Origin of the sequence: Martelella sp. HB161492, assembly GCF_013184775.1 — a bacterium.
Classification (GTDB): Bacteria; Pseudomonadota; Alphaproteobacteria; order Rhizobiales; family Rhizobiaceae; genus Martelella.
In genome coordinates, this window is sequence record NZ_JAATVV010000007.1 from 142979 (window position 1) to 155600 (window position 12622).

12 protein-coding genes are annotated in these 12622 nt (G+C 59.7%); 2 read left to right on the top strand and 10 right to left on the bottom strand.

Annotated features, from left to right (window positions below; genetic code table 11):
- Window positions 1-3 precede the first annotated feature (3 nt).
- The 3 genes from HCK86_RS13290 to tesB form a co-directional block, all read right to left on the bottom strand.
- Window positions 4-354, bottom strand: a complete 351-nt coding sequence (locus HCK86_RS13290) for a P-II family nitrogen regulator (protein ID WP_176084967.1) — start codon at window positions 352-354, stop codon at window positions 4-6.
- Window positions 355-674: 320 nt separating this feature from the next.
- Entirely contained in the window at window positions 675-1952 is a 1278-nt protein-coding gene (locus HCK86_RS13295) for an ammonium transporter (RefSeq protein ID WP_348641081.1), read from the bottom strand.
- A 281-nt stretch (window positions 1953-2233) separates the two neighbouring features.
- Window positions 2234-3148, bottom strand: coding sequence for an acyl-CoA thioesterase II (tesB, locus tag HCK86_RS13300; RefSeq protein ID WP_176084969.1), 915 nt, complete (start codon window positions 3146-3148; stop codon window positions 2234-2236).
- Window positions 3149-3319: 171 nt separating this feature from the next.
- On the opposite strand from tesB, the gene HCK86_RS13305 reads away from it, so the two are divergent.
- Window positions 3320-4534, top strand: coding sequence for a ubiquinone biosynthesis hydroxylase (locus HCK86_RS13305; RefSeq protein ID WP_176084970.1), 1215 nt, complete (start codon window positions 3320-3322; stop codon window positions 4532-4534).
- Window positions 4535-4726: 192 nt separating this feature from the next.
- Window positions 4727-5728, top strand: a complete 1002-nt coding sequence (locus HCK86_RS13310) for a YopT-type cysteine protease domain-containing protein (RefSeq protein WP_176084971.1) — start codon at window positions 4727-4729, stop codon at window positions 5726-5728.
- Here HCK86_RS13310 and HCK86_RS13315 read toward each other — a convergent pair whose 3' ends face one another.
- From HCK86_RS13315 to HCK86_RS13345, 7 genes are all read right to left on the bottom strand, one after another.
- Window positions 5729-5926, bottom strand: a complete 198-nt coding sequence (locus HCK86_RS13315) for a Trm112 family protein (RefSeq protein ID WP_176084972.1) — start codon at window positions 5924-5926, stop codon at window positions 5729-5731. It lies immediately after the preceding gene.
- Entirely contained in the window at window positions 5926-6591 is a 666-nt protein-coding gene (locus HCK86_RS13320; protein WP_176084973.1) for an LON peptidase substrate-binding domain-containing protein, read from the bottom strand. Before HCK86_RS13320 ends, HCK86_RS13315 begins: the two co-directional genes overlap by 1 nt.
- 27 nt (window positions 6592-6618) lie before the next feature.
- Window positions 6619-7593 (bottom strand): thioredoxin, encoded by a 975-nt coding sequence (gene trxA, locus HCK86_RS13325; protein WP_176084974.1) that lies wholly within the window; start codon window positions 7591-7593, stop codon window positions 6619-6621.
- Window positions 7594-7648: 55 nt separating this feature from the next.
- A complete protein-coding gene (locus HCK86_RS13330) occupies window positions 7649-8158 on the bottom strand; it encodes a prolyl-tRNA synthetase associated domain-containing protein (protein WP_176084975.1) in 510 nt (169 codons plus the stop codon).
- 88 nt (window positions 8159-8246) lie between these two features.
- Window positions 8247-10913 (bottom strand): alpha-L-rhamnosidase, encoded by a 2667-nt coding sequence (locus HCK86_RS13335; RefSeq protein ID WP_176084976.1) that lies wholly within the window; start codon window positions 10911-10913, stop codon window positions 8247-8249.
- A gap of 45 nt (window positions 10914-10958) precedes the next feature.
- Window positions 10959-11630 (bottom strand): GntR family transcriptional regulator, encoded by a 672-nt coding sequence (locus HCK86_RS13340; RefSeq protein WP_246739595.1) that lies wholly within the window; start codon window positions 11628-11630, stop codon window positions 10959-10961.
- 51 nt (window positions 11631-11681) lie between these two features.
- Window positions 11682-12569 carry a dihydrodipicolinate synthase family protein gene (locus HCK86_RS13345; protein WP_176084977.1) on the bottom strand — a complete coding sequence of 296 codons (888 nt, stop codon included), beginning with the start codon at window positions 12567-12569 and terminating at the stop codon, window positions 11682-11684.
- Between the last annotated feature and the right edge of the window lie 53 nt (window positions 12570-12622).

The window sequence follows — 12622 nt, forward strand, 5'->3', positions numbered from 1 at the left end:
GTTTTACAGCGCTTCGGAATCGGTTTCGCCGGTACGAATACGCACGGCCTGTTCGATGGAATAAACAAAGATCTTGCCGTCCCCGATCTGGCCGGTCTTTGCCGATGAAGCGATAGCCTCCACTGCCTTCTCTACGACGTCGGCAGCGACGGCGACTTCGATTTTCAGCTTGGGAAGAAAGCTGACGGCATATTCAGTGCCGCGATAGATTTCGGTGTGGCCCTTCTGCCGGCCATAGCCTTTGACTTCCGTTACAGTCAGGCCCTGGATACCGACCGAAGTGAGAGCTTCACGCACCTCATCCAGCTTGAACGGCTTTATAATGGCCATAACAATTTTCATCTGGTTTCCCATCCTTTGTTTGTCCTCGGCCCAGAGCCGACTCTCCTTGCCTCTGACGGCAGCAATCAATCAGAGGCCCTCAACATACATTCAAAGTGCGTGCCAGTTTCAACAATCCGTTGATGCGCCCCGAATCTTGGCCGCATTTTCCCCACAAAATCAGCACGCTGCCGCCACAGCCTTCGGGCTGCGCTCAGAATCTAAGCAATTTTTGAAATTTGCGCATCTATTAAGCAGGCGACTGCCTCGAAAAAAGACGTAAAAACAGGCAGCCCAGCGCGAGGACGCCGCCGCATTCCTGTCCGAAATGCGGCGGCGAATCGTTTCTCTGATTACATGTGATAAGCGCGTTCGCCGTGCGAGGCGAGGTCGAGACCGGCCAGCTCATCATCCTGAGAGACACGCAGACCGACAATGATGTCGACGATCTTGTAGAGGATCACCGAACCGATCAGGCACCAGGCGATGGTGGTGGCAACGGCGATAAGCTGGGTCATGAACTGACCGGCCATGGTGACACCGTCGGCATAGCCGATGCCGCCCAGAGAGGACGAGGCGAAGATGCCGGTTGCCAGCGCGCCGAAGAAACCGCCGACGCCATGGACACCGAAGACATCTGCGGTATCGTCATAGCCGAAGCGATGCTTGACGGCCGTGACGAAGAAATAGCAGAGCGGCGAAACCAGGAGCCCCATGATGATGGCACCCATGGGCCCGGCAATGCCGGCCGCCGGGGTGATCGCGACCAGGCCGGCCACCATGCCCGACGCAGCGCCGAGCATCGAGGCCTTGCCGCGGGTCATCTTTTCAACCAGGCACCAGGACACCGTTGCGGCGGCCGTTGCGACGAAGGTGTTGACGGTTGCCAGCATGGCACCGCCCGACGCTTCGAGGTTGGAGCCGGCATTGAAGCCAAACCAGCCAAACCACAGCATGGCAGCGCCGACCATGGTCAGCGTCATGGAATGCGGCGCCATTTCTTCCGATTCCAGATGCATGCGCTTGCCGACCATGATGGCGCCGACAAGACCGGCGACACCGGCATTGATGTGAACCACGGTTCCGCCAGCGAAATCGAGCGCGCCGAGATCAAACAGGAAGCCACTTGCATCCCAGACCATGTGCGCGATCGGGAAATAGACGACGGTGACCCAGAGTGCGCAGAACAGAACGGCGGCGGAGAACTTGATCCGCTCGGCGAAGGCGCCCAGGATCAGCGCCGGCGTGATCGCGGCAAAGGTCATCTGGAACAGCATGAAGATATATTCCGGAATAACCGCATCCGAGAAGGTTGCCGCCGTGCTGTCAGGTGTGACACCGGACAGAAACAGCTTGGAAAAGCCGCCGAAGAAGGGATTGACGGCACCGCCAAAGGTGAAGGAATAGCCGTAGATCACCCAGATCAGCATGACGGTACAGGCAACAACGGTGCATTGCATCAGCACCGAGAGCATGTTTTTCGAACGCACCAGGCCGCCGTAAAACAGGGCGAGGCCGGGCAGAATCATGAAAAGAACGAGCAAAGTGGCAATGAACATAAAGGCCGTGTCGCCTTTGTCAGGCACAGGCGCATCCTGCGCATGGGCGGAGAGAGGCAGCAGGGCTGCCACACAACCAAGCCCAAGCCATCTCATTCTGTTAAGAAGAATTCCGGTGGTCATCTATCGGCCTTTCTTGCAGAAAACCGCTGACCGGACCCGCAGCCCCGCCCGATACGGAGCCGACCGGAGCCGGCGCGTGTAGACATGCAATACAAGGCGCGTGCCAGTTCGCGCCTGCCTTTGATTTTCATCAAGTCAAGACAGCGTTGACAGGCAAAAAGCCGATATTAATCGCAATGCCTGGTCGCATTTGCCGAAAGTTTCATCACATTTGCGTCATCGCGGCAGATCTATTGCGGGCCTTTGCCTTTTTCGTAGAACGGGATAACGGTCTCACGCGCGCGGATCAGCCCCTCCTGGGCGACGCTTGCGACAAGACGGCCGTCCCGGCTGAAGACACGGCCGATCGCCAGACCGCGTGCATTGCTGGCAGATGGCGTTTTCTGCACATAGAGCAGCCAGTCTGAAATTTCAAAAGGGCGATGGAACCAGATCGCGTGATCGAGGCTTGCCGCCTGGATTCTGTCAGAAAACACCGAGGCACAATGCGGATAGAGCGTCGAATCCAGCAGCGTCATATCAGACATATAGGCCAGGAATGCCGTCTGATAGGCCCGGTCGGCCGGCGGTTCGCCGCTGGCGCGGATCCAGATCGCCTGCTCGCTCGACCCCTTTTTCCGCCACAGGAAGTCCTCGACATCGACCGGGCGGATTTCGATCGGCCGTTCCCGCTGCCAGTAATTGCGGATCGGCGCCGGTGCCCCTGTTGCGCTGTCGGCAATCAGCATCGCCTCGGCGTCCAGCGCCTCGGGCGGGGGAACATCGGGCATCGCCTCCTGATGCTCATAGCCCTCTTCCTCACACTGGAAAGACGCCGTCATGATGAAGATCGGCTGACCATGCTGGATGGCGCGAACGCTGCGTGTCAGAAAGCTCTTGCCATCTCGCAGACGGTCGACTTGAAAGATGATCGGGACCTCGGTGTCGCCCGCCCGCATGAAATAGCCGTGCAGCGAATGAACATAGCGGTTCATCGGCACGGTGCGCTGGGCCGCGACCAGCGACTGGGCAACCACCTGTCCTCCAAAGACGCGCTGCCATGTCGTTGCCGGGCTTTCACCGCGATAAAGATTCTCCTCCAGCCGTTCCAGATCGAGAAGATCGGCCAGTGCCTTGCCGCTTTCTCTGTCTTCGGACTGTGACATTCGGGCTCATTCCCTATATTGAGGTTGAACGGATTGCGAACCGGGCTTGAAACGCACGGCTGAGGGAGCGAAAAGGACACCGGACAGGGCGCCGGCCGCGTGCTCCCGTTGACGGCGCGGTCCGAGACCGCAAAAGAATTCTTTTTGAGGCAAATTGCAAGGAAGCACGTGATGAAAGACATGATCGTCGTCGGTGGTGGCTATGTGGGTCTTTCGGTCGCCGTGGCCATCAAGAACGCGGCCCCGCATCTTGATGTCTCGCTGATGGAAGCGGCCCCCGAACATGTCTGGGAAAAAGATCAGCGCGCCTCCGCCATCATCGCGGCAGCCGTCAGCATGCTGAAGACGCTTGGCCTCTGGGACGAGATCCGCGAACACGCCCAGCCGATCAACGACATGATCGTGACCGATTCGAAGACCGCCGATCCGGTTCGACCGGTCTTCCTGACCTTTGCCGACAACAGTGCGACATCGGCTCCGTTCGCCCACATGATCCCCAATGTCGTCATGGTGCGCGCTCTGCGCCGCGCAGCGGATGACCTGGGCATTGAAATCCGCCATGCGGCTTCGGTCACCGCCTTCGAAAATGAGGGCGGCCGGGCAAAGATCACGCTCGCCGACGGCGAAACCGTCGAAACCCGCCTCGTCGTCGCCTGCGATGGTGTCCGTTCAAAACTGCGCGACATGGCCGGCATCAAGACCGTGCGCTTCGACTATGGCCAGTCCGGCATCGTCACCACCATCGCCCATGAGCGCCCGCATAACGGCCGGGCCGAGGAGCACTTCCTTCCCGCAGGCCCCTTCGCCATTCTGCCGCTGACCGGCAATCGCTCTTCGCTGGTCTGGACGGAACGAACCGCCGATGCCGAACGTCTGGTCGAAAGCGATGACCTCATCTTCGAGGCCGAACTCGAGCGCCGTTTCGGCCACCATCTCGGGCCACTCACCCTTGCTGGCGGCCGCCGCGCCTTCCCGCTCGGGCTGACGCTGGCGCGCGCTTTCATCGCACCGCGGCTGGCACTGGCCGGTGACGCCGCCCATGGCATCCATCCGATTTCCGGCCAGGGCCTCAATCTCGGCTTCAAGGATGTTGCCGCCCTTGCCGAAACCATCGTCGAAGCCGACCGCATGGGCTTCGATATCGGCGCCATGGATACGCTTGAGCGCTATCAGGCCTGGCGCCGTTTCGACACGGTGCGCATGGGGATGACCACCGATGTGCTGAACAGGCTGTTTTCCAATGATATCGGCCCGGTCCGTCTCGCCCGCGATATCGGCCTCGGCCTCGTCGACCGCATGCCCGGCCTGAAACGCTATTTCATCGAAGAGGCGGCCGGCCGCGCGTCGCATGCCATGCCGAAACTGCTGCTCGGCGAAACACTCTGAACCCGGTTCCCGGCCACGCCCAGGACCTCTGGATCCCACCTGCAGATTATCTGGGTATATTACGTGAAATACATAAAGTCATGAAATATCTGATTAACATATACACAATACATCGTTAGTTACCGTTTTTTTATTATGAATTATCTGAAATGGCGAATAATATTCCTTAGGTTCAGAGGAATATTATTCGTCATGGCTATTTTCACAGATCCAAATTACAAGAACACCTTCGCGTTGAAGCTGCATCAAAGCCCGCCCGCGAGCGGTGAACACGGAAAAAGCCATCCGACAGGTCCCGACAGCGGCAGCCCCGCTGCAGATAAGCGCGCCCTCTCGACGGCTCAGGACAGCTTGTCCGGGCTTTATCAGAAAGCAGAAACACAATCAGGTCCCAAGCCTAATATTCTCGCGAGAACGCTCTACATCAGAAGTCAGAGCGACATTCTGAACCGGTCCTTTCCCGATGGCAGAACACAGACGATGACACAACCGCAAGGCGTCTGCATGACGGCCTCGACGCATTATCTCATGAAGTCACTTGCGGAAAAGGGGCCGGATTACTGGACCTGGGTCGACCATGACAATGCCGGCCAGAAGCTCTACGACGACTATCTCGGCAAGAACAATGGGGAGTTCGCAGGCCAGAAGCTCATCAACAAGATGAGGCAACAACTGACCGAAAGCGGCCTCGATCATATCGAATCAAAATACATTCTCACCGGCATGAAGGACATGTCCGAGACGCAAAAGAGCGAGAGGCTGGCTATCATTGCCAGAGGCCCCGATCCGAAAGCGTCCATCCCGCAGCTGGAAAATCATGTTCCGGAAAAACGGGACGCCATGACATCGATTGAGAAGGCGAAACTTCTGCTGAGGACAATCATGCCGTCTCCCAGTGAAAAGAGCGAGAACGCGGCGGATGGCGTGCGAACGGGCGGGCTGATCTGCCTGTTCGACCAGCGGCACAACATTTCGGGTGCCGGCCATGCGATCGCTTTTGTCAACGTGACCGCGACGAAGACGCGGGTGGTGGATCCCAATATCGGCGAGCTGGAGTTCGACAATCGCGCATCTTTAGGAAGATGGCTCACCAAACAGCTGAAGAACGGCTATCTGAAAGGCTATCAACGCTTCGAAATTGAACGCTTCCGCCAACAGCCGCAAGACGCGGTCGCGCTTGCGCCATCGAGATAATCACGTCAGCTGCCGTGCTTCCGAAACCAGCATGATCGGCACGCCATCGCGAATGGGATAGGCAAGCCGCGCCTTTTCAGACACAAGCTCGCCCGCCTCGCGATCATAGGTCAGCCGCCCCTTGGTCAGCGGGCAGACCAGAAGTTCCAGCATGCGCGGGTCGATGCGCGGATCATATTTATCCTGTGATGCCGGCATTATTGCAGCTTCTCGCCCGGATCGCCGGCAAGCGCGAATTCGGTGATCGCCACGAAAAGCTCGGCCCGCGCCTTCAGGTCCTCGGCTTCCAGCAGCGCCTGTTTTTCCGCAGCACCAAAGGGCGCCATCATCGCCAGCGAATTGACCAGAACAAGGTTGCTCGCCTGTTCGATATGGCCCCAGTCGACCTCCAGCCCCTCGGAATCAAGATAGGCCCGGAAGACCTCGAGCAGACGGCTGCGATTGACGCTATCCTCTTCGTCCTCCGATTTGAGATCGCCCATGAAAGGATTGATCTCGAAGGAACGATAGGGATTGGTGCTGCGCAACTCGTTCATCAGGCGGAAACGGCAGACCCCGGTCAGCGCCGTGAGATAGCGGCCGTCCCCCGTTTCGGCGAAGGAGGTGACGCGGCCAATGCATCCGACACCGGCGAGCGGCGTGACGTCGCTGATCTCCATCCCCTCTGAAACCCGCGCCGGCTGTACGAGCCCGACCAGCCGGTTGCCTGAAAGCGCCCGGTCGAACAATGCAAGATAACGCGGCTCGAAGATGTTCAGCGGCAGATGGCCCTGCGGCAACAGCAGCGCACCGGGCAGGGGAAACACAGGCACGGCCTCCGGCAGATCATCCCGCCTGATGTAACGCGCATTTCCCACTTGCATGATGCTGCCTTCCTTTGCGTTTGGTGTCTATGAAAACAGGATCGTCGACAATTTGCGCCGCGCGGCGATGGTCGCCGGGTCCTTCGCACCCCAGGCCTCGAAGAAAGAGACCAGCTGCTTGCGCGCGCCGTCATCCTCGAATGTGCGGTCTTTCTTCATGATCAGCAGCAGATGCTCGGCCGCTTCCATGCGCGCGCCCTCGGCGCTCCTGATCTTGGCCAGGTTCATACGCGCTGCATGGTTGTCGGGATCGAGCGAAAGCTGATGCTCCAGGGCATTGGGATCGCCCAGCTTGCGGGCTTCCTCAAGCTGCGCGATCTTGGTCTGCAATGCCTTGATCGCATCATCATCCTTCACACTGTCGGGGATTTCCTCAAGCAGCGCCTTGGCGCGCGCCAGATCACCCGCGGCAATGAGGCAGCGCCCGATGCCGGCAAGGGCACGCGCGTTTTCCGGATCAGCCTGGGCGATTGCGCCATAGAGCTGCAACGCCTCCTGCATGTTGTCCGCAGCCAGAAGCGTGTCGGCCTCTTCAAGCGCGGCCGCAATCTCGGCAGCGCGATCCTGTTCCGACGGCGCGGAAGCGGCAACCTTGGCGATGAATTCGCGCACCTGGCTTTCCGGTAACGCGCCCATGAAACCATCAACCGGCTGGCCGCCGGCAAAGGCGACAACAGCGGGGATGGACTGAATGCCCATCTGCCCGGCAACGGCCGGATGGTCATCGATATTCATCTTCACCAGCTTGACCTTGCCGGCCGCTTCCGTCACCACTTTCTCGATCACCGGTCCGAGCTGCTTGCAGGGACCGCACCAGGGCGCCCAGAAATCGACCAGCACCGGCTGCTGCTTCGATTCCTCGATAACATCCGCCATGAAGCCTGCGGTGGTGGTATCCTTGATGAGCCCGCCGGGCGGTGTCGCACCATTGGTGTTGCCGTCGACCGACACATTCATCTGTCCGCCGAACGAACCGCCGTAAGGATTGTCAAAACCGCTCATCAATGTCTCCCGCATCGGGCCAGGCCCGTTAATAACGTAATAGAAAGATCGTGTGTCACGCCGTCACTTTCAAGACAAGCGGCTCATGGCCCGTTGCCCTGATAAAGCGCAGCAGATCGTCGCGGCCGACCGACGTCGTTGCCGTGTTGCGCAAGGGATGGCAGTTGATCACCGAATTTTCCATCAGTGCCTCATCAAGGATGAAGGTCACATTGCCCTGCGTGTCATTGAGCGCCGCCAGCGCCGTCACCGAACCGGGCTCAACACCGAGAAATTCGCGCATCTGCTCCGGCCGGCCGAAGGACACGCGTCCCTGAGCGCCGATCAGGCTGTGAACTGTCTTGAGATCGACCGTGGCATATTCTTCCACCGTCAGCATGAAATAGCGGCTTTTCTTGTCCTTGACGAACAGGTTCTTGGTGTGGCCGCCGGGGATTTTTTCCCGCAGGTCATCCCCCTCCGCCACGGTGAAAACCGCGCGGTGCTCCATATTCTCATAGGAAATGCCCAGTTCATCGAGATAGGCAAACAGGTCGTCGGAAGTCTTCGGGTTCATTTCACTCATCGGTCCGGGTCGGCTTTGTTGCATTCTTCATCAAGGCCGCCATCTTCAGCACCATTTGCCGATGAATGCAACAAAGCCGCCTGACCGGCTAAAGCGAAAAGCTGATGCTGTGCGCGCCGCTTTCAAGCCGGAAGGCCCGCCCGGTGAGCACCACGCCGTCGCATCGAACCGCATCAAGCCCGGCGGGCAACTCCACCTGCGCAAACACGCCCGGCGGCAGCGTCACATGCCATTCTCCGGCATCACCAGACAGTTTCCATGCGCTTTTGACCGCCCCTGTCCGCGCCGCGTAGACCGCCTCGACATGGCCAATACGGCGATCGAAGACCGGTCGCATCAGCACGCCGCGATAGCCCGGCGCCGTCTCCAGCCAGTCAATCCCGGCAAGCCGCGCCCAGATCCATTCGCCGACCGCACCATAGGCATAATGGTTGAACGAATTCATCGCCGGGCTCTGGAAGCCGTTTTCCGGTGTCCAGCCATCCCAGCGCTCCCAGATCGTGGTGGCGCCGTGCCGGATCGAAAAACCCCATGAGGGATAGCTGTCTTTCAGCAGAAGATCGACGGCGCGCTCTTCCGAGATGAAATCCGCCACGACCGGGCAGACATGGCGCACGCCGAGAAAACCGGTCTGAAGATGCCAGTCAGCCGCGGCAAAGAGTTGTTCCAGCCGGGCTGCGGCAAATCGTTTCAGCCGTGGCGGAAGCACGTCAAAGGCGAGCGCCAGCAGATAGGCCGTCTGCGTGTCGCTGGACAGCCGGCCCGGCGCGACCCAGTAGGCTTCGAGAAAGGCGGCCCTGAGCGTCGTACCCAGCGCCTGCCAGCGCAAAGCATCGCGCCCGATCGCATCCGCAATACCGGCCATCAGATCGGCAAGATGGATCCAGTAGGCTGAAGCGACCAGAAAGGGATCGGTCTTCGGCCCGACATTGAGCCAGTCACCGTAATTATTGTTGTTGCGATTGCGGCGGATACCATCGGGATTGGCATCCGCGATATAGTCCATCCAGGCAGCGAGATTGTCATAGGCCCGGACCAGCAGCGTATCGTCGCCATAGCGCAGATAGTGATGCCAGGCCATGATGATCGGCCCGTCGCCCCAGCCCGGCGCTCCCGGCTGGGGTGTCAGCCGGTAGGGATTGAGCGGCTTGGTCGGCGCGACATCAGGAAAGGCCCCTTCCGGCGACTGGCCGTCGATCAGGTCCTCCATCCATTTCTTGAGGAAGGCATCGATATCCATGAAATAGCCGGCGGTCTTCCAGAACACCTGCGCATCGGCCGTCCAGCCATAGCGTTCGTCGCGCTGCGGGCAATCGGTCGGCACAGCGAGGAAGTTATCGCGCTGACCCCAGAAAATATTGGAAATCAGCTGGTTGACCATCGGATTGCCCGTGGAGATGGTCCCGGACACCGGCGTGTCTGTCTGGATGGCAACGCCTTCGAGCCCGACGAGCTCACCGGGGCCCTCGATCCTGACGCCGACATACTGAAAGCCGCGAAAGGTGAAACGCGGCGTGAAGCACTCCTCGTCCGCGCCTTTGGCGATATAGATATCCTCATTCACCGCATAGCGCATATTGTCGAGATAGAGCGTGCCGTCATCCTTCAGCCGTTCGGCGAAGGACAGACGGAAAGTGCTCCCGGCCTCAGCACGCAGCCTCAGTGCACAATATCCGGCAATGTTCTGTTTCAGATCATAGATCGCCATGCCGTCGCGCGCATGCAGGTGATGGGCGGGCAGCCGGGCGACCGCGCGGATCGGTTCGGCGCGCTGGGCATCCAGCTGCGGCGCCTTCGGATCCGGTGTGAACACCTCCACCGGCTGCCAGAGGGCCGTATCGAACCCGGCTTCGGCCCAGCCATTGATCTCCAGCCTGGCATCATAGGCCTCCCCAGCCAGAAAATCGGAATAGAGGATCGGCCCCTGGACGGTCTGCCAGTCGCCGTTACTGACGATGACCTCGCGGCGGTCGCCTTCAAATTCCAGCACGATCTGACAGCAGAAGCCAGGCCGTCCGCCATAATGATTGCCGGCGCGGCGCTGGTTATGGCCGATGCGGCCGGAATACCAGCCCTCACCGAGAATGGCACCGACGACATTCTCGCCATCGGCAAAATGACCGGTGACATCATAGGTCTGATATTCGACGCGGCGGTGATAATCCGTCCATCCGGGCGCCAGAACATGATCGCCAATCCGCGCGCCATTGATATAGAATTCATAGACACCGAGCGCCGTCACATAGGCCGTTGCCCTGACCGGCGTTCCTGCAAGCTGCACCGCGCAGCGCAGATAGTCGGCAGGGCGCGCCTGAAAGCGGTTGTCATAGCGGTTGCCCTGCGGCACATCACGCCCCGCTGGCAAGACGAAATAGCGCGCTATCCAGTCCGCCTGCCAGTCTTCCGCCCTCAGGCCGGTGAAGAAAAATGCGGGCGGGCAAAAGCCAGAAGCATGGCCCGCATCGTCAAAAACGCAGACGCTCCAGAACAGCTTGAGACCGGATCTGAGCGGCGGCCCGTCATAGCTCATGCCGGGAAAGGACGTTTCCCGGCGGCCGCTGTCATAGAGCGTCCCATGGCCTGAAGCGGCATCCTCGGCGGTCAATGCGACAACAAGGCGAAAGGCCGATTGCGCGCCGCCCGTGCCGCCAAGCGCCCAGGAAAAGACAGGGGCCTCATCATTCAGTCCGGGGGCTTCGTCAAGATGGGCGACGGCGAGGCGTAGCGGCGCAAGGGCGGATTTCATCTCATTCATGATCATGTCTCGATCAACGTTGCATTCAGGATTTCAGCGTTTTATTCAGAGCTTCAGCGCCCGTTCGCGGGCATTGCGGATGTGATTATCCATGCTTTCAATGGCGCCCATCATATCGCGGCGTAAAATCGCATCGATGACGGCGAGGTGATCACCGAAGGCCTCCGGCAGGATGTGTTCGTTAAGCCTGATCCGGTCCAGCTTGATCAGCCGCATGCGGATGACGTTGATACTGTAGGCATGGCGCAGAAGATCATTGCCGGTGGCCGAAATCAGCAGATTGTGAAACGCCGTATCGATATCCTGGCCACGATCCAGAAGCTCGGCGGTCGGATTTTTCGCCACCGCCTCGATCATGTCGGCATGCAGCCGGCGCTGGCCTTCCAGCACGCTGTCCGGCAGATCGCGAACCGCCTGCATCACCGCTTCGCGCTCAAGCGCTGCGCGCATCTGAAACGTGTTGCGGATCATCGGCAGATCGATCGCCGGAATGAGAATGCCGCGCTGTGGCAGCACATTGACCAGACCCTCCGACTGCAGCCGCGGCAGCAATTCGCGCAATGCGCCGATTGACAGGCCGAGCATGTCGACCAGATCACGCTGGCTGACCATCTGGCCCGGTCTCAGCCGGCCGCTCAAAAGCGCCTCCTGAAACCGGTCATAGGCAATATCCTTGATGCCGGATCCGCCCGGATCGGCAATCTGCGGTTTGGTCAAACTCTCTCCTCCCCTGGCGCCGTCTGACGCTCCTGCGTTATGCCTCCCGGTTCAGGCCACCGCATCAATGGCCGCGTCGACCTTTGTCATCACCGCATCGGATGCGGCGGCAAGCGGCGGCATGGGACGCGCAAAGGGCGGATCGGCCCGCTTTGCCGCGACCAGCGCTTTCAGCACGACGAGCCCGCCATTGCCATCCACCGCCTCGATCCTTGCCTTGGCGCGGGCGCGAAGCTCCGGCGTGACAGGCCCGCCATAAAGCTGGACGCAGTCGGCCGGATAGGGATTGGTCATACCACCGATCATGCCTGCGCCGCCAGACGCAACCATTTCGGGCAGGATCCGGTCATCGCCGGTGAAGATGGAAAGCTGCGGAAAAGCCTTGATCAGGGCCAGCCCGCCGGCCAGATTGCCGGTCGAATCCTTGATGCCGACAATGCGGCTTCCAAGCCGTTTCAGCATCACCTCAACCAGCGGCACATCGAAACTGACGCCGGAAAAATGCGGAAAATTATAGAGCACGAGGTCGATCTCGGGCGCTCCGGCGCGCTCGATCATCGCTTCGTAGAAATCGGCCACGGCCGCATGTGATGATGGCGCGTAGTAGAAGGGCGGGATCACCAGTGCCGCGCGCGCATTCAGCCGGGCGATGGCTGCAAAGAGTTTCGCCGCCTCATCGAGTGAAGACGCGATGACGCCAGGGATATGGCGCCTCAGATCCGCCCCCAAATCGGCAAGGATTTCAAGTGCGGCGATTTTTTCGGCACTGGAAAATGATGCCCCCTCACCGGTCGTGCCGAATTCCGAAACGAAGGCACAGCCCTCGCCCAGCATGAAGTCCATGTGCGACTTCAGTTTTTCGACATCAATCGCCAAGTCTTGATCAACAGGTGTAACAGAAGCGCCAACCACACCCTTAAGATCCGTTCCGGCCAGCATGGTGTTCCTCCCTCCCACGCAATCCATTATCGGATAGCTAATACTATAACTGA

Bases quoted from the DNA above. Each gene is read 5' to 3' on its own strand.
- trxA (WP_176084974.1), bottom strand. From the start codon at position 7,593: ATGAGCGGTTTTGACAATCCTTACGGCGGTTCGTTCGGCGGACAGATG.
- HCK86_RS13305 (WP_176084970.1), top strand. From the start codon at position 3,320: ATGAAAGACATGATCGTCGTCGGTGGTGGCTATGTGGGTCTTTCGGTC.
- HCK86_RS13315 (WP_176084972.1), bottom strand. From the start codon at position 5,926: ATGCCGGCATCACAGGATAAATATGATCCGCGCATCGACCCGCGCATG.
- HCK86_RS13330 (WP_176084975.1), bottom strand. From the start codon at position 8,158: ATGAGTGAAATGAACCCGAAGACTTCCGACGACCTGTTTGCCTATCTC.
- HCK86_RS13345 (WP_176084977.1), bottom strand. From the start codon at position 12,569: ATGCTGGCCGGAACGGATCTTAAGGGTGTGGTTGGCGCTTCTGTTACA.
- HCK86_RS13290 (WP_176084967.1), bottom strand. From the start codon at position 354: ATGGGAAACCAGATGAAAATTGTTATGGCCATTATAAAGCCGTTCAAG.
- HCK86_RS13320 (WP_176084973.1), bottom strand. From the start codon at position 6,591: ATGCAAGTGGGAAATGCGCGTTACATCAGGCGGGATGATCTGCCGGAG.
- HCK86_RS13335 (WP_176084976.1), bottom strand. From the start codon at position 10,913: ATGAATGAGATGAAATCCGCCCTTGCGCCGCTACGCCTCGCCGTCGCC.
- tesB (WP_176084969.1), bottom strand. From the start codon at position 3,148: ATGTCACAGTCCGAAGACAGAGAAAGCGGCAAGGCACTGGCCGATCTT.
- HCK86_RS13310 (WP_176084971.1), top strand. From the start codon at position 4,727: ATGGCTATTTTCACAGATCCAAATTACAAGAACACCTTCGCGTTGAAG.